Below are 19,502 nucleotides of genomic sequence, written 5' to 3'. Positions count from 1 at the left end.
TTAGTATCGGATTCGGGGATCGAGGTACGCGTAGAGCACGTCCGCGAGGAAGTTCGCGAGTATCACGGCGACGCCGATGAGGAGGACGATCGCCTGGATGACCGGGAAGTCGCGGTTGCCCACTCGGTTGACGAGGAGGCGCCCGATGCCCGGATACGAGAAGACGATCTCGACGACGACGGAGCCGCTGATGATGAACGCGACCTGGATCGCCGCCACGGTGACGACCGAGATCAGCGAGTTCCGGAGCACGTGTTTCCGCACGACAGTCCGCTCCGGGAGCCCCTTGGCGCGCGCCGTTCGGACGTAATCCTTGTCGAGCTCCTCGACCATCGAGGACCGCATCAGTCGCATCAGCAGGGCGGTGGAGCCGGTGCCGATGGTGATCGCGGGCAACAGCGTGTACACGATCATGTCGTAGCTGAGGATCCCCTGGCCGGTCGGCGGGAGGACGGGGAACAGATCGAGCCAGGTCGCGAAGATCAGGATCAACAGCAGGCCGAGCAGGAAGTTCGGGATGGCGATCCCGAGCAGCGCGAAGACGCGGCTGGCCTGATCGATCTTGGTGTTGCGGTAGTACGCCGCGATCACGCCGGTGGGAATCGCCGTGACGAGCGTGACGCCGAACGCCATGATCCCCATCACGAGCGTGTACGGGAGCCGGGTCATGATCTCGTCTATCACCGGGTCGCGGGTGATGATCGACCGGCCGAAGTCGCCGGTCGCCGCGCTGGTGACCCAGTCGATGTACTGGATGTACACCGGCTGATCGAGGCCGTATTCGGCCCGTATCTCCATCTCCGTCTGCGGATCGAGGTCCGTGAACAGCGTGATGAAGTCGATCGGGTCACCGGGGATGGCGTGGACCATCCCGAAGGTGAGCAGGGAGATCCCTAACAGCAGCGGGATAGTTATCAGACCGCGTTTGAGTACGAATCGTTGAAGGCTCATCGAGGTGAAATGAGAGGGCTATCGGGTGTTCGGGGCCGTTACTCCGCCGGGTAGACGATCTCGCCGAGGTGCGGCTTGTACAGCGTGTTGTACCGGTTGCTCGAGTTGGGGTGGGGACTCCACTGATCGATCGACTCGATGTTCGACGGGTTGAGGACGTCGATCTGGTCGCCGGTCCACATGTTCGCCATCGGGACGTCCTGCGCGACGAGCTCCTGCAGGTCCTGGTAGATCGGGAGCCGCTCGTCGGCGCCGAGCGTCGTTTGACCCTCCTCGATCAGCGAGTCCATCTCGTCGTTCGCGTAGAGGTTCCAGTTGAACCCGTCCGGGACGTGCTGACTGGAGTGGAGCAGCTGGTTGACGTGGCCGTCGGGGTCGGAGCCGCCGGTCCAGCCGATTCCGACGACGTCCGTGCTGGCCGCGGCGCCCTCGGGGTCGAGCAGGAACGGGACGAGGTCGTCGAACGCGCGGACGTCGAGCTCGGCGTTGAAGTACTCCGTCTCGTCCATCGTCTGTTGGATGATCTCCATCCACCGCTCGCGGGTCCGGTTGACGTTGGTGATGAACGAGACGTCGAACGGCGCCTCGATGTCCTCCTCCTCGAACGCCTCGCCGATGAGCCGGAGGCCCTCCTCCTCGTCCTGACCGACGTACTCGTCGAGGAGGCGCTGCTCGTGCTCCTCGTCCCAGAACGCCCCGAGTCCGGGGCTGATCGGGGCCGCGAGCTCGGTCGCGTAGCCGCCGAAGACGGCCTCGATGACGTCCGACTTCGGCAGGAGTCGGGTCATCCCGCGCCGGAGCTTCTCGTTCGTGAACGGGCTCTGGTTGACCGGGTACGAGATGAAGTCGAACCCGACGGCGCTGCCGGTGACGACCTCGCCGGTCTGGTTCTCCCACTGGTCGAGCTCGAACGGCGCCGCGTTGTCGATCATGTCGAGCTCGCCGGCGGCCATCGCCTCCTCCTGAGAGACCTGTTCCGGGATGACCCGGAACGTGACCTGGTCCCACGGCGCCGTGCCGGGGTACTCGTCGCCGTCGTACCAGTAGTCCTCGTACGGGACGAGGACGGCGCGGTCCTCGGCCGAGAACTCCTCTAACTCCCACGGGCCGGTCCCGAGGGTCTGCTCGGTGAAGTCGTGCTCGTCCTGCTCCGGGTTCTCGCTGATCGCGTCCGTCTTGCTCGTGAGGATCGGGACGGCGGCGAGGTCGTTCAGGAACGGCGCGTGCGGGTCGCTCGAGGTGATCTCGACCTCGTAGTCGCCGAGGACCTCGACGTTCTCGATGAACGAGACGTCGGCGTCGTTGGTCGTGCCGCTCGTCCGGTTGATGGAGAACGCGACGTCCTCGGCGGTGAACTCGTCGCCGTTGTGGAAGGTGACGCCCTCGCGGAGCTGGAACCGGAAGGTGGTGTCGTCGACCTGCTCGTAGTCGGACGCGAGCTCGCCCCGGACCTCGGAGAGATCGAAGGTCAGCGCGACCAGCCGCTCGTACGCCATCGTCCCGATGACGGAGTTGGAGGTCGCGTCGGTGATGATCGTCGGGTCGAACGTGCCCGGGTTCGCGGCGGCCGAGGCGACGAACTCGTTCGTGCCGTCGCCGCCGTCGCCGCCGTCACCGCCGTCACCGCCGTCCCCGCCGTCGCCGCCGTCACCGCCGTCGTCGCCGCCGACACAGCCCGCCAGACCGACGACGCTCGCGCCGCCCATCGCGGCGAGAACTCGTCGGCGAGTCGCTGCCGATCGCGTCTGTCCGTTGTCGGAATGAGACATACCCACACGTACTCGTGGTGTGTTAAAAACCATTCTATTCTTTACCGCAAACCACCGTCCGTACAGTAATCGGCCGGTTCCCTTTCGATAAGCAGAAATGACACGATCGATCACCGAATCTGTCGATAACGCGAAAGAACGATCAACGCGAGTGTCGGTACCGCGGATCGATGAGCCGCACACCGCCCGCTGGGGAGCCGCGAGCGGCCGGCAAAAAGAGCCGCGGCCGATGGCGAGCCGACCGGATAGATCCGGTCCGATATTTATAATCCGGGGCGCCGGATGGGGGGTATGGAGCCAGACCTGGACCGGTTCACGTCTCGGCGGTCGACGGTGTACGGCCAGCGCGGCGTCGTCGCCACAAGCCAGCCCCTCGCCAGCCAGGCGGGGATCGAGACGCTGCGCGAGGGCGGGAACGCGTTCGACGCGGCCGTGGCGACGGCGGCCGCGCTCAACGTCGTCGAGCCGACGTCGACCGGGCTCGGCGGCGACGTGTTCGCGCTGTACCGCACCGCCGACGGCGACGTGGGAGCGATGCGCGCCTGCGGCGGGGCCCCCGCCGGCGCGACGATCGAGAACGTCCGCGACGCCCTGCGGGAGGACGACGACGTCTCCTCGTACTACCCCGACGACGGCGGCTACGCGGTCGACGACACCGACGAGGCCGGCATGCCGTTCTACGGCCCCCATGCCGTCACGGTCCCGGGCACGGCCCGCGGCTGGGAGGCGACGATCGAGGAGCTCGGGCGGCTCACCCTCTCCGACGCACTCGAGCCGGCCATCCGGTACGCCACCGAGGGGTACCCGGTCTCGGAGGTCATCGCCTCGTACTGGGCCGGCGCGGAGGAGCTGTTCACCGACGACCACGCCCGGGAGGCGTTCCTGTTCGACGGCGAGGCGCCCGAGGTCGGCGAGACGGTCACGCTCCCGCGGCTCGGCGAATCGATGCGGAAGATCGCTGAGCACGGCGCCGACGTGGTGTACGAGGGCGAGATCGCCGAGGCGATCGCCGATGAGGTCCGGTCGCAGGGCGGGTTCATGACCGTCGACGACCTCGCCGACTTCGAGGTCGAGTGGCCCGAGCCGATCTCGACGACGTACAACGGCGCCGAGGTGTACGAGCTCCCGCCGAACAACCAGGGGCTCGTCGCGCTGGAGGCGCTCAACATCGCGAGCGAGCTCGGCGCCGGCGAGTACGACTACGACACCGCCGACCGCGTCCACTACTTCGCGGAGGCGTTGAAGTTAGCCTTCCACGACGGCCACCGCTACATCGCCGACCCCGAGTACGAGGAGATCCCCCCGCTCGGGTCGGCCGACTGGGCGGCGGAGCGGGCGGCCGGCGTCGGGCCGACCGCCGACCACGACGTCTCCTTCGGCGTGCCGAACGCGAACGCCGAGGACGCCGACACGGTGCTGCTCACCGTCGCCGACGACGAGGGGAACGTCGTCTCGTACATCAACTCGCGGTTCGCCGGCTTCGGCTCGGGGCTCGTCGCGGGCGAGACGGGGATCGCCCTCCAGAACCGCGGCGCATCCTTCTCGCTCGACCCCGAGCACCCGAACAGCCTCGAACCCGGCAAGCGCCCGTTCCACACGCTGGTCCCCGCGATCGTCCGCCTCGACGAGGACGACTGGGCCGCCTTCGGCGTGATGGGCGGGTACATGCAGCCGCAGGGGCACGTGCAGGTCATCTCGAACGTCGTCGACTACGGTATGCCGCTCCAGCGCGCGCTCGACGAGCCGCGGTGGCGGTACCGCGAGAGCGGCGAGCTGGGCGTCGAACCGCACTTCGACCCCGACGTCACCGCGAAGCTGGTCCGGAGGGACCACGACGTCAGAACGCTCTCGCCGGTCCAGTTCGGCGGCGCGCAGATCGTCCGGAACGAGGACGGCGTCCTCTCGGCCGCCACCGAGCCTCGGAAGGACGGCAACGCGCAGGGGTACTGACCGAGAGCGAGCGTCTGGCAATCGACGAACGGGCGTCTGGCGACCGACGAACCGTCTCCGTCGACGCGGTCGCCGTCTCCCGACCCGACGCGCTTGTGGTTATATCCCTCAGATACGACTTATGTGTCTAAATACGGCATACGTCGGCCGATTTTGGGTAGAAAACGTCTTATAGGTTGATTCATACGATTTGATGAGGAGTGTTATCACGTGAGTGTTTCTGAAACGTACGTCCGATACCGACAAACCCTCAGCGAGGAACCGCTCGCCATCGGGGTCCTGCTCGTGGCCCTGTGGATGGCGTGGTCGCTCGTCTCGGGGCTGCTGACCGGGGGGGTCCAGATCAGCAGCCTCGCGTCCCTCGTCTGGGACGGGTTGCTCCGGGGGTTAGTCATCGGTCTGGCCGGCATCGGACTCTCGATGACGTACAGCATTCTCAACTTCGCGAACTTCGCGCACGGCGACTACCTGACCAGCGGGGCGTTCGCCGGGATGGCGACCAGCTACCTCATCGCCGGGATCGGCGAGAACAGCGTCGGCGCGCTCCTGCTCGTCGGCGCGGGCGGGTCGGTGTTCGGCGGCGCGCTCGGTATCGGCGTCACGACGTCGCCGATCGCCGTCGTCTTCGGGGCCCTCGTCGCGGGGGTCGCCACGATCGCGCTGGCGCTCGCAATCGACCGGTTCGTTTATAAACCGATCCGTAACGAGAGCGGTATCGCGCTGCTGATAACCAGCATCGGGGTCGCGTTCGCGCTCCGGTACCTGCTCCAGTTCGTCTTCGGCGCCGGCGTGCGCGGGACGACCGCGGCGGGATCGGTCCCGCGCGTGAACGTCCCGGCGATCGACGGGACGTTCCGGGTGTCGGCCCACGACATCGCGCTCGTGGTCGTCGCGGGCGGTCTCATGCTCGGCGTCCACCTGTTGCTCCAGCGGACGAAGCTCGGCAAGGCGATGCGCGCGATGTCCGACAACGAGGACCTCGCGCGGATCACGGGGATCCCGACCGAGCGGGTCATCCGCACGACGTGGATCGTCGGGGCCGGGCTCACGGGCGTCGCGGGCTACATGTTCGTCCTCTGGAAGGGGACGCTCGGGTTTAACGACGGGTGGCTGCTGCTGCTGCTCGTGTTCGCCGCGGTCATCCTCGGTGGGATCGGCTCGATCTACGGCGCGATCGGCGGCGGGATCGTCATCGGTCTGACCGCCTCGCTCTCCGTGATCTGGATCCCCTCCGAGTTCGGTCGCGCGGCCGCGTTCATGGTGATGATCGTGATCCTACTGTTCAAGCCTGAAGGCATCTTCAGCGGGAGGACGACGGCATGAGCGCCGGAGACCTTCGCGGGCGGTTTGAGGGGCTCTTCGAGCGGGACGGGACGCTCGTCCTCGCCGTCCTCGGTGCGCTCTACCTGACGTACATCCTCGCCGGAGTCGCGTTCGGATACGGTCTCCGGGGACAGCTGAACTCGATCGCGAACCTCACGTTCTACATCGGCGTGTTCGGTATGCTCGCGCTGGCGTTGAACCTCCACTGGGGGTACACCGGGCTGTTCAACATCGGTATCGTCGGCTTCATGGGAATCGGCGTCTACGTGACCGCAGTGGTCTCGAAGCCGCCGGTCGCCGAGGGCGGCGCGGCGCAGGTCGGCGGGTTCGGGCTCCCGCTGTTCGTCGGCGTCGTCGCCGGCGTGGTCGTGGCAGGGCTGTTCGGACTGCTGGTCGCGTTACCCGCCCTCCGGCTCCGGGCGGACTACCTCGCCATCGTCACGGTGGCGTTCTCGGAGATCGTTCGGTTCACGATGATGTCCCGGACGTTCCAGACGTTCACGGTGCCGGACACGATCAGCTTCTCCGTCCTCGGTAACGAGGTGCTCACGCTGGATCCGACGGCGGACACCGTCGGGCTCGGCGGGGGCGGCGGACTCATTCTGAACTACACAGATCCGCTCGAGGCGCTGCTGCGATCCCTCTTCCTCTGGGAGCCGTACCTCGGCCTGATCGCGTTCGTCCAGCGGAACTTCATCCCGAACAACCCCAAGCCGGTGCTCGACGGGGTTGTGTACGGTGTCGTCCTTCTGATCGGCGTCGGGCTGTTCTATCTCCTGCTCTCTCGGACGGGGAAGTCCCCGTTCGGGCGCGTCCTGAAGGCGATCCGCGAGGACGAGGACGTCGCGAACGCCCTCGGGAAGGACACCGACCGGTTCAAGCTCACGGCGTTCGTGCTCGGGGCCGCGCTGATGGGGCTCGCCGGGATCCTCTGGTACTCGGGTCGCGGGAGCGTCACGCCGCCGTCGTTCCGACCCAACATCACGTTCTTCGTCTGGATCGCGCTTATCATCGGGGGCGCGGGCTCGAACACCGGGAGCTTCCTCGGCGGCGCGATCTTCGCCGGACTGCTGTACGAGGGGCCGCGGTACTTCAAGAACCTCGTCGAGGCCGCCTTCGAACTGGGCTCCGCGCCGCGGAACTTCGGCGAGGCGATGGCGGGATTCGCGTCGCTCGATCCGATGCCGTTCATCCTGTACACGCTCGACAGCGTCAGCCAGCTGCGGCTGGTGATCATGGGCGTGGTGCTCATCTGGCTGATGCACAACCGGCCGGAGGGGCTGCTCGGACACCGCAAGGAGACGGCGTCGAGCGTCGACCTCGCGCGGCCGGGAAGCGGCGGATCGAGCGGGCAGCCGGCGGCCGCCGACGGGGGTGAGGATCGATGAGCGAGACCGACGAGTCCGCCGCGGGCGACTCGAAGCCGGTCGGAGACGCGGCGGCGGACGACTCCTCCTCGTCCGCCGCGGACGACCCCGCCGCCGACGGGTCGTCGCCCGAGACCGACCTGACCGAGGTGATGGGTTCCGAGGCCGACGTCCCGAGCGGGGACGACGGGGGCCGGTACGCGCCCCTCGAAGTCGAACAGCTCCGGAAGGAGTTCGGCGGGATCACCGCCGTCGACGACGTCAGCTTCGACGTCGAGGAGGGGACGCTCACCGGACTCATCGGGCCGAACGGCGCGGGGAAATCCACGACGTTCAACCTCATCACCGGGATGCTCGATCCCGACGAGGGAACGGTCCGGTTCAACGGCGAGGACATCACCGGGCTCGAACCCCACGAGATCGCGAATCGCGGGCTCGCGCGGACGTTCCAGATCGCCCGCGAGCTCGAGGAGATGACCGTTCTCGAGAACATGATGCTCGCGCCGAAGGGGCAGGTTGGCGAGTCGCTGTGGCGGTCGATCATGCCGATCACCCGCGAGGCGGTGCGCGACCAGGAGACCGAACAGCTCGAACGGGTCTGGGAGGTGCTCGACTTCTTCGAGATCGATCACCTCGCCGACGAGTACGCCGGGAACCTCTCGGGCGGCCAGCGGAAGCTGTTGGAAATGGCCCGAGCGCTCCTGACCGACCCAGACGTGCTGCTCCTCGACGAGCCGTTCGCGGGCGTCAACCCGACGCTGGAGAAGCGACTGCTCGAACACATTCACGAGCTGCGCGAGCGGGGGTACACCTTCCTCATCGTGGAACACGACATGGACCTCATCATGAACAACTGCGAGCGGGTCATCGTCATGCACCAGGGCCGGATTCTGGAGGACGGAACGCCGGCGGAGATCAAAGAGAGCGAGGAGGTCATCGAGGCGTACCTCGGAGGTGAGGTATGAGTCTGCTCGAAGTCCGCGACCTCGACGCCGGCTACGGCGACCTCCAGATCCTCACCGACGTCGACCTCGACGTCGACGACGAAGAGTACGTCACCATCGTCGGCCCGAACGGGGCCGGCAAGTCCACCGTCATGAAGTCGGTGTTCGGACTGACGACGCATATGGGCGGGACGGTGACGTTCGACGGCGAGGACATCAGCGGGACGAAACCCGAGGACGTGATTCACAAGGGGTTGGGGTACGTTCCCCAGAGCGAGAACGTCTTCGCGGAGCTCGACATCGAGGAGAATTTAGAGATGGGCGCGTACATCCTCGACGAGGTGCCACAGGACGCGCTCCGAACGGTGTACGACCGGTTCCCGATCCTCGAGGAGCGGAAACACCAGCGGGCGGGGACGATGAGCGGCGGTCAGCGCCAGATGCTCGCGATGGGACGGGCGTTGATGCTCGACCCGGAACTCCTACTGCTCGACGAGCCCAGCGCGGGGCTCGCGCCCGACCTCGTCGACGAGATGTTCGACAAGATCGACGAGATCAACGAGGCGGGCACGGCGGTCCTGATGGTCGAGCAGAACGCCAAGGAAGCGCTCAGACGCTGCGACCGCGGGTACGTGCTCGCGAACGGGCAGAACCGGTTCGAGGACGAGGGGACTGCGCTGCTGAACGACGAGGAGGTCCGCCGGGAGTTCCTCGGCGGGTAGTCGGTCGCGTCGCCTACCGACCGCCGGTCCGCGGTCCGATTTTTACGAGACGGAGCGGAAGGCGCGAAAGCGACGCGTCGCTCGCGAGCGAGTCGCGCGTCCGAACCGCACCGCTTCTCGGTCGGATCGTCTGAAAAAACGGGAGTGCTCGGCCGGCCGCCCGATAGGCGCGTCGGCTCCGATCGCGGTCAGTTCCCGCTGGTGAGCGCCTGCTCGATGACGCTGGAGTACGACGACTCGCCGATGTTGAAGCTGATCTGGTCGTACACCTCGCCGTCGAACTCGTCCTCGAACACGCTGCTGAACCGCTCGGAGAGCTGTTGTCCGTAGTCGTTGTTGACGTACAGCGTCGCGGCGGTCTCCGCTTCGAGTCGCTCTGAGGCGACCTGGGCCATGACCCGGCCCTGGAGCTGGTCGCTCGGTGCCGTCCGGAAGATGTAGTCGTCGTCTTCGAGGTTCGTCACCGAGAGCGCGGTGCTGGACGGCGAGCAGCCGACGACCTCGTTCGGGATGAACACCTCCTGTGAAACCGGCACGTTCACGCCGGACGAGGCGGTCCCGCACACCGCCGGAACCCCCGCGTTGATCAGCGACTCGGCGCCGCTGATACCCTGGTCGGGCGAGGTGTTCGTGTCCTCGAACTGGGCGTTCACGGTCAGGTCGAGGTCGGAGTCGTTCACCTGCTGGGCCGGCAGCTCCGCCGCGCGGATCATCGGCTGCCCCGTCGACGCCAGGTCACCCGTCTCCGGCAGCAGGATTCCGACGCTCACCTCGCGGCCGAGTCCGCCGGGCGAGGAGTCGGCGGACGGGCCGGCTCCCTCGGGGTTCGAGCCCTCGAAGTTCTGCGTCTCCTGGACCTCGACGGAGTCGGCGTCCTGGCCGGCGAACTCCCAGATGGAGTACGCTGCCGACGCCGGGTCGCCGTTCTCGTCGAAGTTGACGGCGCTCGACGCCCCCTGGTAGTTGATGTCCTCGCCGTTTGCGACCGCCTCGACGGCGTCGAGGAACTCACCCGGCCCGTACTCGGTGCCGCCGGGGTTCGCGATGCGACGGAGCTGATCGCGGATCGCGGTCCCGTCGTTCTCGCCCGCCGCGACGTTCGCGAGTATCAGCGCGGCCGCGGAGTCGTACGACTGCGAGGTGAACACGCCCGGCGACTCACCGTACTCGTCTTGGAAGAGGCCCTCGAACGCCTCTTGATTCGGGCCGCCCGCCGCCGGCGCGGTCCCGGTGACGTTGTTCATGTCGTTGCCGACCTGCCCCGGCAATGAGGGGTCTTGGAGCCCGTCGGGAATGAGGATCTCCTCCGCCCCGTCGGACGCGGCGTAGTAGTCGCGGAACAGCTGGATCCCGCTCTCCGGGTAGCCGATGACGGTGAGGAGATCCGGGCCGCTGCCGCCCGACCCGCCGTCGCCGCCGTCGCCGCCGTCCCCACCGTCATCTCCGTCTCCGCCGTCGTCTCCGTCGCCGCCGTCGCCACCGTCTCCGGTGTCCGCCGAACATCCGGCGAGTCCGATCGCGCCGGCGACGCCGACAGTCTTCAGCACGTCACGCCGTCGTTTGTGGTATGACATACCCACTCATATAGAGTCCACTTTGATAAGTATATCCCTGTCAACTCTCACACAAGTCTTGTCAATAACTCTCATATAAGGTATATTACTTCGATCCGGGACGGGGGCGCATTTCGCGGCCGTCGTACCCGTTTTCATACGTGATCGATGCGGCCCCCTCGGGCCGCCTCGACAGGTCAGTTCCGCGAGAGATCGTCGCCGGCCGAGGTCGCCCCGTCAGTCCCCGCCGGCGGCGCGCGCGTGCCGCCGGGCGTCCTCGGGCGAGCGGCCCTCGCGGAGCAGCGCCTCGACGAACAGCTCGCCGGCCTTGTACGACGAGCGGACCATCGGGCCCGAGGCGCAGTAGAGGAAGTCGAACTCCTCCTCGGCGACCGCGCGCCACGTCTCGAAGGCGTCCGGGTGGACGTAGTCGAACACGTCGAGGTGCGAGCGCGACGGCCGGAGGTACTGTCCGAAGGTGACGACGTCGACGCCGACCTCGCTCAGGTCGCCGAGCGTCCGATACACCTCGTGGGCGTACTCGCCGACGCCGAGCATGAGGCTCGTCTTCGTGTGGACGTCGGACTCGCGGTCCACGCGGTCGAGCACCCCGAGCGACTGCTCGTAGTCGGCCCGCCTGTCGCGCACGGGCCACTGGAGGCGCTCGACCGTCTCGACGTTGTGCGCGATCACGTCCGGGCCGGCGGCGACGATCCGGTCGATCGCCTCCGGGTCCCCCTGGAAGTCGGGGATCAGCGTCTCCACGAGTATCTCCGGGTCGCGCCGCTTGATCTCGCGGATCGTCTCGGCGAAGTGCGCGGAGCCGCCGTCCGCGAGGTCGTCGCGGTCGACGGAGGTCAAGACGACGTAGTCGAGCCCGATCTCGACCACCGCCTCGGCGACGTTCGCGGGCTCGTCGGGGTCGAGCGGCTCCATCCCGCCCGTCGCGACGTCACAGAAGTTACAGCCCCGCGAGCAGCGGTCGCCCATGAGCATGAACGTCGCGGTGCCGGGGCCGTCCCGGCCGGACCAGCACTCGCCCATGTTCGGGCAGTTGGCCTCCTCGCAGACGGTGTGGAGGTCGCGCTCGCGGAGGCGCTCCTTGATCTCCGTGAACCGGGAGCCGGACGGGGGTCGCGACTTCAGCCAGTCCGGCTTCCGACGACCGCGTTGCATACCCGAACCACGGCGGCCGGGTGCAAAAACGTGAGGATCGCACGGGGTCGTCGTGGCGGACCGGTCGCACCCGGGGTCGCCACGCGACGGGCCGGCGCCTATCGGAGGTCGTCGGCCTCGACGACGGTCGCGAACTCGCCGTCGAGGTGCGCGAGCGCGACCCGGTGAGAGGTGTCGGCGTCGATCGCCTCGCCGTCATAGGCCTCGCGGGCGTGCGTCGCGGTGGCGTCGGCGACAACGCGAACGTCGTAGCCGCGGTTCTCGGCCTCGCGGGTCGTCGTGGAGACGCAGTGATCGGTGGTGAGACCGCAGACGACGAGCGACTCGTGGCCCGCCTCGCGGAGCCACGCGTCCAGTCCCGACTCGAGGAACGCGCCGTTGACCGACTTCTCGAAGGTCTCCTCGCCGTCGACGGGCGCCGTCTCCGGCTTCCACCCGAACCCCGGCGCGTCCGGGCGGAGCGGGGAGTCCGGCTCCGTCGAGGCGTGTCGGACGTGCGCGATCGGGCGGTCGGCCGCGCGCCATCGGTCGAGGAGGGCGCTCGCGACCGCCTCCGCGTCGGGGTTGTTGCGCTCGCCCCACCCCGGCTCGTCGAAGCCGACCTGGAAGTCGATCAGGACGAGGACCGCGTCGTCGTGGGGCGCGGAACCGCCCTCCGAGCGGACCGAACCGGCGCCGTCGGGCTCAGTCATCGCCGAGCCCCGAGGTGACGGCCGCGTCCGCGTCGGGCCCGGACGCGCTGCCCGAGTGGCGCGACTCCGCGAACCGGCGCCAGGCGCCCGGCTCCAGCAGCCCCTCCGGCGCCTTGGGATGCTCGCGGGTCGGCCGCAGGGGACAGGCGTCGGGGCTCGCGTCCCCGTCCTCGCGGAACAGGTACTGCGTCCACTCGCGGTCGCCCTCGACGCCCCAGTCGCCGAGGTCGGCGTGGGGACAGACGCCGTCGTACTCCGCCATGCGCCCGCGGATCGCCTCCCGCGCCCCCTCGCCGGCCTCCGTGTCGGCGGTGAGCCCCTCGAACACCGCCCGCGGTTGGAAGGTGACCTCCAGCCCGACGGGCGAGTACCGGCTCCGGCGCTCGTCGTAGAAGGGCGCTCGCGAGGTCGGGAACAGCGGCTCGCCGCCGAAGCAGAACTCCCACCGCGCGGTGTCGGGGTCGGTCGGAATCCCATCTGGCCACGGCGCCGGGTCGTGGACGTGGAGGAACTCGAGGACGTTCCACAGTCGCTCGTGGTAGTGGGCCTCGCCTCGGTCGCCCTCGGGCCGGAAGAACACCGCCAGCGGGGCGCGGTCGGCGTGGTCGTCGTACGTGTCGAGGTACTCGACTAGGACGTCGCGAAGGCGGAGGAGCGCGGCGGGGTCGGTCGTCGACTCGCAGGCGGCGTAGAGGAGGTCGCCCTCCCGTTCGGCCTCGATGCCGAAGTAACAGGGGAACGGCGAGCCGTCGCGCTCGCCGAGCATCGACTCGCGGAAGGTGCGGTAGTGCTCGCGCAGCCAGGCGGGGGCGTCGTCGAGCCGACCGCGGAGCGCCGCTTGATCCAACAGCACGCCCTCGGTGCCGGGCTCGTTCATGCCGGCAGTCGGTGGCAAGCGGTCTTTTGACTTTCGTCGCCGGCGGCGAACGTACCGGAGACCGGACTCACCGGCCCTCGTCGCCGACCGGGAGCGTGTACGTGACCAGCGCCACGATGGCGCGTCGGAGGCGCTCGGTGACGGCCTGGTCGGAGATGCCGAGCTCGTCGGCGAGCTCCTTCGTCGTGCACCCGCGGGGAATGTCGTAGTACCCCATCTCGATCGCGAGCGTGAGCGCCTCGAACTGCGGCTCGGTGAGGCCGTACCACGGCTGGACGTCCGGCTCCGAGGGGTTGTACACGCGGGTCACTTCCAGGTTGATCCCGGCGTCCCCGCAGCTGGTCGAGAACGCGCTGAGCGACTCGTGGGTCGGAAACCGGACCTCGAACGTCCACGACGTGGCCGACCCGACGGCGCTCAACATCTGCCCGTCGTTCGCCTGCACGGCGTCGACGAGGTGGTCCCGGTTCGCGTCCCAGTCGAGCGTGAACAGCGTCCGGTCCTCGAAGGCGTCGATCGCCGTGGCCTGCTCGACCGACGAATGGCGCCGAACGCGCTCGACGAACGACTCGCGGGTGGAGTCGTGGATCCAGAACAGCGGAACGGAGGCCTCGCCGAGCGGAACGAGCGTCTCGAGCTCGACGGTGGAGTTCCCTTCGACGGGAAGGATCTGACCGAGTTCGAAATCGCTTGACAGGACGCGGAACTCCACGATTACGCTCATCAGTTGGCCTCGGTGATCCGTTTTCGATTGCCCCTTATAGAGGGCGAGCTTGGTATATCAGGGTTTGGGCGATGGCGGGGACGCAGCGGAGCGGTTCGAGCCGCGATCGCGCGAAGGGTTCACTCGCGACCGCGCACCGGCGGTGGCGGCCCGTCATTATAAATAGCCACTGTACTATCAGTAGTGTAGTTGAACCGAGTCGGCCGGTTCGATCCACGCATGTATGTTAGTGAGAGCGGCGCTACCCTCGATCCGTTTGCTCTTGGTCCGAGTTCGGAGGCGTCTCCGACGCGGTCCGATCGGGCGGAGACGTCGGGCGGCGGAATCGACGGGACGCGATTCGCATGAGCCCCGGCGACGACTCGCCGACGGCCGAGGCGGAGTTCCGCGACGAGCTGCGGGCGCTGCTCCGCCGCGCGCACGAGGAGGGCGTTGACGTCGAGGGCGGGTGGGACTGCCGAAACGGCCCCGAACACCCCGACTGGGACGTCGTCGTCTCCCAGGTGCGGAAGTCGACGGTCTCGGAGTAGCCGGTCGCCGCTCGCGCTCGGACCTCGAGTCCGAGCCGGATCCGTCCGATCTCAGTCCCCGGCGACGGCGAACCGAGAGGCGTCGCCCTCCGCGGTCGGCGCGGTGAGCAGGGAGACGCCGACGGTGAGGAGCGCCGACAGCGCCATCAGCCCGAGCGCGACGTCCCAGCCGCCGGCGACGGCGCGGGGCAGCGTCGGGACGAAGCCGACGACGGCCGACAGCACCACCGCGAGGTACGCGAGCTGCGGGACGAGCACGCCGACGATCATCCCGGTGCGGGTGGTCCGGTCCCAGTAGAGCGCGCAGATCACCGGGAGCGCCAGCAGCGCGAACCCGGAGAAGGCGGTGCTACCGACCTCGATCAGCGTCCCCGGCCGGAACAGGCTCGCGGCGAACGCGAGCAGCGCGAACGCGGCGACGCCGATCCGCGCGACCCACGTCTCCCGGCGCTCGGAGGCGTCGGCGTTGACCACGGGCCGGTAGAGGTCGCGGGTGAAGTACGACGACCCGGACAGCAGCATCGAGTCAGACGAGGACATCATCGCGGCCATCGCCCCGGCGATCACGAGCGCGGCGAACCACGCCGGCGTGTACTCGTTCAGCACGACCGGGAGCACGTTCGCGCCCTCGGGCACGTCGACCGGCATCCCGGCCGCCCACGCGCCGAGCATGAACGCGGGGACGAACAGCAGGAGGACGAGCACGGGCCACAGCGCGAACGACCGCTTCAGCGTCTCGCCCGACTTCGCGACGAAGAACCGCTGGTTGATCTGCGGGAACATCGTCACGCCGAACGCGATGGTGATCGCCGTCGAGACGATGAACCCGACCGAGTAGGTGCCGCCGCCGAAGCTCCCGAAGTCGGGGCGGGCGTCGAGCATCGCGCCCGTCGCCGCGCCGACGCCGCCGACGGCCGACACAACCCAGACGGCGGCGAGCCAGACGACGGAGAGCATGAACAGCCCCTGGATCGTGTCGGTCCACGCGACCCCGCGCATCCCCGCGAGGACGACGTAGAGGATCATGAACGCCGTGATGAGCGCCGCGCCGCCCCAGTAGGGGACGACGCCGTCGGTGAGGCCGACGAGCGCCTCGCCGGCGCCCATCTGCTGGAGCATGACGTACGGGAACAGCCAGAGGAGGCTCACGCCGGCGACGAGCGCCCGAAGTCCGGTCGAGCCGAACCGGTCGCCGAGCATCTCCCCGAGCGTCACGTAGCCGTTCCGGTTGCCGATCAGCCACTGCTTGTAGCCGATGACGTACCACAGCACCGCGAACAGCACGCCGTCGAGCGTCCCCATCACGATCAGCCACTCGGGACCGGCGGCGAACGCGAGGTTCGGGCCGCCGAAGAAGGTGAACGCCGACAGCAGCGTGGCGAAGGTGGTGAACAGCAGCACCACCGTCCCGATCGACCGGCTGGCGAGGTAGTAGTCCTCGGCCGTCGTCTCGGAGACGCGGTAGGCGACGAGTCCGACGGCGAGCGCCAAAAAGAGGTAGCCGACGACGATCCCGAGCGAGAGCCCGAGCGTCACGGTCGGTCACCCCCGGCGGCGGGACCCCTCGCGTCGCCCCCCGCGCCGCGGTCCTCCCCGTTCGCCTCGGGGCGCAGGCCCATCCCGCGCTCCCACGCGCCGCTTCGGGCGAACCGCGAGAACAGGACCGCGCACAGCCCGAGCCACGCGACGTGCCACCAGATCCAGACCGGAAGTCCGGCGACGACGCGGTCGACGCCCCACAGCGGCCACGGAACCGCGAACGCGACGAGCAGCGCGAACGTCGGAATCCACACGATATCTCTCCGAGGTCGTCTCATGTCGAACGATAACGACTTTGAACGCATAAATCTTATCGAAACAGTTCAGTATGGGTTTTTGTAGAATATATTTCTTCAAAGCTCCCCGACGGAGGCGGGTGCGATAACTATTTTCGGCGACGCGCACAACAGCGCACGGGCGGCGAACGCCGCCCGATCATCACCATTCACCCATCATGAAAGACACAGAGAAATACCTGATACACGCCACCATCGCGGCGGACGGCGTCGTCGAGCGGAGCGACGTCGTCGGCGCGGTGTTCGGCCAGACGGAGGGGCTCCTCGGCGACGAGCTGGACCTCCGCGACCTCCAGGAGTCGTCGCGGGTCGGCCGGATCGACGTCTCCGTCCAGTCGGAGAACGGGCAGTCGTTCGGCGAGGTCACCGTCGCGTCGAGCCTCGACAAGGTCGAGACCGCGATCCTCGGGGCGGCCCTCGAGACGATCGACCGCATCGGCCCCTGCCAGGCCTCCGTGGAGGTGACGAGCATCGAGGACGTGCGGGCGGCGAAGCGCCGCGAGGTCGTCGAGCGCGCCAAGGAGCTGATCGCCGGCGGCTTCGAGGAGACGAGCCTCGCGAGCGACGACATCCTCGAAGAGGTCCGCGAGGCCGCCCGCGTCGAGGGGATCGTCGAGTACGAGGGACTCCCGGCCGGCCCCCGCGTCGGCGACTCCGACGCCGTCATCGTCGTCGAGGGGCGCGCGGACGTGCTCACGCTGCTCGAGTGCGGGATCAAGAACGCGGTCGCCGTCGAGGGGACGAACGTCCCCGACGCGGTCGCCGACCTCACCGCCGACCGGACGGTCACCGCGTTCCTCGACGGCGACCGCGGCGGCGAGCTCATCCTCCGCGAGCTCGCGCAGGTGGGCGACGTCGACTACGTCGCGTTCGCGCCGCCCGGCGAGTCGGTGGAGGACCTCGACCGCAACGCCGTCTTCGAGGCACTCCGCGGGAAGGTGCCGTACGACACCCTCGACGACGAACCCAACCTCCGCGAGGCGGCCGCGGACGACGAAGGCGCCGGAAGTGCCGGGCGTGAGAGGGAGGTCGACGACCGAGAGCCCGAGGGCGAAGCCGAGGACGCCGAGTCCGGGGCGCCGGCTCCCGACACGCCCGGTGCGTCCGATCCCGACGCGTCCGACTCCGACGCGTCCGACCCCGACGATCCGGGGACCGACGGCGTCGTCGCCGGCGCGGCCCGAGACGAGACCGAGAGCGGCCTCGTGGAGGCCGTCGAGAAGGCGCCCGCGACCGCCGCAGAAGACGGGGTCGCCGAGGACGAGAGCGGCCCCGAGTCAGTCGAAGTCGACGTCGTCGACGCCGAGTCGACGCCCGCCGAACCGACGGACGAGGGGTCCTCGGAGGCGGCCGACGCGGAATCGGGAGCGGAAGCCGACGAGGGGGCGGCCGACCCGTCCGACGACGTCCCCGTCGACGACGAGCCGCGGTCGATCGAGGAGCACGTCCAGGAGGTCGTCGACTCGGGGAGCGACCGCGCCCGCCTGCTCGGCGACGACCGCGGCGTCCTCGCGGAGGTCGACGCCGCCGCCGCGTTCGACGCGATCGAGTCGGCCGAGACGGCGCCGCACACGGTCGTCGTCGACGGCCGGATCGATCAGCGCTTACTCGACGTGGCGGCCCAGCGCGGAGTCAGCGAGCTGCTCGGGCGCGAGGTCGGTGAGTTCGTGAAACGGCCCGTGGGGACCCGCGTGCTCACGGTCGGCGACCTCCGCGCCGGGAGCTGAGACCCGCGGCGGCCGGCGACCGCCTCCCGCTCCGCCGGCTCAGACCAGTCCGACGACGCCGAGCAGCGCGAACAGCGCGTCGCCGAACGTCAGCGAGACGACGAGCCCGACCGTCATCGGGACGACGAACGGCATCCCGGGCGACACCAGCACGCTCTCTTTCCGGGCGACGACCGCCAGCCCGCCGCGGAGCGTCTCGGCGTCGGTGCCGTACGCCCCGCGGTCTATCTCCGCGAGGAACCGATCGGCGGCCCACGGGTCGTCGAACGCCGCCGGTCCGGAGTCCGGCTGAGCGGCCTCGCCCTCCGGTTGCGCCGCGACCCCGCCGTCGGTCCGCGGGCCGACGTGGGTGCCGCCGTCGGTCGGATCGAACGTCTCGCCGACGCTCTCCGGGTCGCGGAGGCGGTCCGGGTCGGCGCGCAGGTCCGCGAGCGTCAGCCCGCGCCACCGCAGGTACATCCGGAGCGCGTCGAGGTCCAGCCCGCTTCGGGTCTCGCCGGCGTCGTCCTCGAACAGCCGGCCGTGGCGGTCCGGCAGCGACTCCGTCGCCACCGGGCGCGCGAGGAACGCGTTCGCCGAGAGCTCGCCGCGGAGGAGATTGAGTCCGGCGAGCCCGAGGGGATAGGCCAGCCCGAGCAGCACCGTGTTCGTGAGGACCGTGAGCGAGAAGACGCCGATCTGGGTCTCGACGAGCGGGAGCGTGACGCCGGCGACGCCGTACTCCGGGAAGGTTGGAAAGAGGAGCGCGAGCGCGATCAGCGCCTTCGCGTCCGCCCCGCCGAACGCGCCGAGGTACCAGAACGCGTAGCCGAGCGGCGCGACGAACAGCAGGCTGATCGCGGCCTGCACGACGAACAGGCGCCCCGAGACCCCCGCGAACGGCCACGTCGACGCCGCCTCCCAGACCAGCAGCAGCGCGCCGAAGGCGTACAGCGGCGGCCAGATCCGGTTCGGGAGGCGTCGGGTCCGGACGTCCCGCAGCGCCGCCCACGCGAAGACGGGAACGACGAGCAGGCGCAGGAGGTCCGGCAGCGTGGCGACCATGTCCCCACGGCCGCCGCGGGCGTAATTAGGCGTTCGGGTTCGGGTATCGCGATCGATAGCGCCGGGGAACGCGGACGGTATCGACCGCTCTCGGAGCGCTCACGGCCCCGCTCCCGCGTCGCGGTGGAGGTAGAGGTACGCGAGCACGGGGAGGATGGTGAACGCGAGGGTCGCGACCGCCCAGAGGGGCGCGTAGCGGCTCCCGCGTGCCCTCGCGTCGCGGTAGATCCACGCCGCGGCGGCGACGACGACCCCGTAGACCACGAGCGTGAGCGGGAGCGACCACGGCAGGGCGACCCCGGAGAGGAGCGTCATGGT

18 protein-coding genes are annotated in these 19,502 nt (G+C 68.9%); 7 read left to right on the top strand and 11 right to left on the bottom strand.

Going from position 1 to position 19,502, the window contains the following annotated elements; translation table 11 throughout:
- Complete coding sequence (locus B4V04_RS13245; protein ID WP_498232223.1) at window positions 1-951, bottom strand: ABC transporter permease; 951 nt, start codon at window positions 949-951, stop codon at window positions 1-3.
- Window positions 952-989: 38 nt separating this feature from the next.
- A complete protein-coding gene (locus tag B4V04_RS13240; RefSeq protein WP_498232222.1) occupies window positions 990-2,720 on the bottom strand; it encodes an ABC transporter substrate-binding protein in 1,731 nt (576 codons plus the stop codon).
- Window positions 2,721-3,011: 291 nt separating this feature from the next.
- Between B4V04_RS13240 and ggt the strand changes: the two genes are divergently transcribed.
- The 5 genes from ggt (at window position 3,012) to B4V04_RS13215 (ending at window position 9,026) form a co-directional block, all read left to right on the top strand.
- Entirely contained in the window at window positions 3,012-4,670 is a 1,659-nt protein-coding gene (gene ggt, locus B4V04_RS13235; RefSeq protein WP_498232221.1) for a gamma-glutamyltransferase, read from the top strand.
- 210 nt (window positions 4,671-4,880) lie between these two features.
- Complete coding sequence (locus B4V04_RS13230; RefSeq protein WP_498232220.1) at window positions 4,881-5,993, top strand: branched-chain amino acid ABC transporter permease; 1,113 nt, start codon at window positions 4,881-4,883, stop codon at window positions 5,991-5,993.
- Window positions 5,990-7,381 (top strand): branched-chain amino acid ABC transporter permease, encoded by a 1,392-nt coding sequence (locus B4V04_RS13225; RefSeq protein ID WP_498232219.1) that lies wholly within the window; start codon window positions 5,990-5,992, stop codon window positions 7,379-7,381. The genes B4V04_RS13230 and B4V04_RS13225 overlap by 4 nt, the downstream gene beginning before the upstream one ends.
- Window positions 7,382-7,512: 131 nt before the next feature.
- Entirely contained in the window at window positions 7,513-8,325 is an 813-nt protein-coding gene (locus B4V04_RS13220) for an ABC transporter ATP-binding protein (protein ID WP_498232463.1), read from the top strand.
- Window positions 8,322-9,026 (top strand): ABC transporter ATP-binding protein, encoded by a 705-nt coding sequence (locus B4V04_RS13215; RefSeq protein WP_498232218.1) that lies wholly within the window; start codon window positions 8,322-8,324, stop codon window positions 9,024-9,026. Before B4V04_RS13220 ends, B4V04_RS13215 begins: the two co-directional genes overlap by 4 nt.
- A 188-nt stretch (window positions 9,027-9,214) precedes the next feature.
- Here the strand turns inward: B4V04_RS13215 and B4V04_RS13210 are convergent, their stop codons facing one another.
- The 5 genes from B4V04_RS13210 to B4V04_RS13190 all read right to left on the bottom strand — a co-directional run bounded on the left by B4V04_RS13210 (window position 9,215) and on the right by B4V04_RS13190 (window position 14,048).
- Window positions 9,215-10,600 (bottom strand): ABC transporter substrate-binding protein, encoded by a 1,386-nt coding sequence (locus B4V04_RS13210; protein WP_498232217.1) that lies wholly within the window; start codon window positions 10,598-10,600, stop codon window positions 9,215-9,217.
- A gap of 216 nt (window positions 10,601-10,816) precedes the next feature.
- On the bottom strand, window positions 10,817-11,755 hold the full coding sequence (gene lipA, locus B4V04_RS13205; protein WP_498232216.1) for a lipoyl synthase: 939 nt from the start codon (window positions 11,753-11,755) through the stop codon (window positions 10,817-10,819).
- A gap of 98 nt (window positions 11,756-11,853) precedes the next feature.
- The gene (locus tag B4V04_RS13200) at window positions 11,854-12,447 is read right to left on the bottom strand and encodes a cysteine hydrolase family protein (protein WP_498232215.1); all 594 of its coding nucleotides are present in this window, start codon (window positions 12,445-12,447) and stop codon (window positions 11,854-11,856) included.
- Window positions 12,440-13,324 carry a YqcI/YcgG family protein gene (locus B4V04_RS13195; protein ID WP_498232214.1) on the bottom strand — a complete coding sequence of 295 codons (885 nt, stop codon included), beginning with the start codon at window positions 13,322-13,324 and terminating at the stop codon, window positions 12,440-12,442. Before B4V04_RS13195 ends, B4V04_RS13200 begins: the two co-directional genes overlap by 8 nt.
- A 67-nt stretch (window positions 13,325-13,391) precedes the next feature.
- Window positions 13,392-14,048, bottom strand: a complete 657-nt coding sequence (locus B4V04_RS13190) for a helix-turn-helix domain-containing protein (RefSeq protein WP_498232213.1) — start codon at window positions 14,046-14,048, stop codon at window positions 13,392-13,394.
- A 344-nt stretch (window positions 14,049-14,392) separates the two neighbouring features.
- On the opposite strand from B4V04_RS13190, the gene B4V04_RS13185 reads away from it, so the two are divergent.
- Window positions 14,393-14,578: a hypothetical protein gene (locus tag B4V04_RS13185; RefSeq protein ID WP_498232212.1), complete on the top strand. Its 186-nt coding sequence runs from the start codon at window positions 14,393-14,395 to the stop codon at window positions 14,576-14,578.
- A gap of 51 nt (window positions 14,579-14,629) precedes the next feature.
- Here the strand turns inward: B4V04_RS13185 and B4V04_RS13180 are convergent, their stop codons facing one another.
- Together B4V04_RS13180 and B4V04_RS13175 are read right to left on the bottom strand one after the other, a co-directional pair.
- Entirely contained in the window at window positions 14,630-16,114 is a 1,485-nt protein-coding gene (locus tag B4V04_RS13180; protein ID WP_498232211.1) for a sodium:solute symporter family protein, read from the bottom strand.
- Window positions 16,111-16,395 carry a DUF3311 domain-containing protein gene (locus tag B4V04_RS13175; RefSeq protein ID WP_241662512.1) on the bottom strand — a complete coding sequence of 95 codons (285 nt, stop codon included), beginning with the start codon at window positions 16,393-16,395 and terminating at the stop codon, window positions 16,111-16,113. The genes B4V04_RS13180 and B4V04_RS13175 overlap by 4 nt, the downstream gene beginning before the upstream one ends.
- Before the next feature lie 176 nt (window positions 16,396-16,571).
- Here B4V04_RS13175 and dnaG point away from each other — a divergent pair, with 176 nt between their 5' ends.
- Window positions 16,572-18,140: a DNA primase DnaG gene (dnaG, locus tag B4V04_RS13170; RefSeq protein ID WP_498232210.1), complete on the top strand. Its 1,569-nt coding sequence runs from the start codon at window positions 16,572-16,574 to the stop codon at window positions 18,138-18,140.
- A gap of 39 nt (window positions 18,141-18,179) precedes the next feature.
- Here the strand turns inward: dnaG and B4V04_RS13165 are convergent, their stop codons facing one another.
- Window positions 18,180-19,184 carry a prepilin peptidase gene (locus tag B4V04_RS13165; protein ID WP_498232209.1) on the bottom strand — a complete coding sequence of 335 codons (1,005 nt, stop codon included), beginning with the start codon at window positions 19,182-19,184 and terminating at the stop codon, window positions 18,180-18,182.
- 99 nt (window positions 19,185-19,283) lie between these two features.
- The gene (locus B4V04_RS13160) at window positions 19,284-19,499 is read right to left on the bottom strand and encodes a hypothetical protein (protein WP_498232208.1); all 216 of its coding nucleotides are present in this window, start codon (window positions 19,497-19,499) and stop codon (window positions 19,284-19,286) included.
- Between the last annotated feature and the right edge of the window lie 3 nt (window positions 19,500-19,502).

The sequence above is a fragment of the Halorubrum sp. B52 genome, from assembly GCF_059752555.1.
The sequence above is the reverse complement of the archived record's forward strand: the minus strand, read 5'-3'. Positions and strand labels throughout refer to the sequence as shown.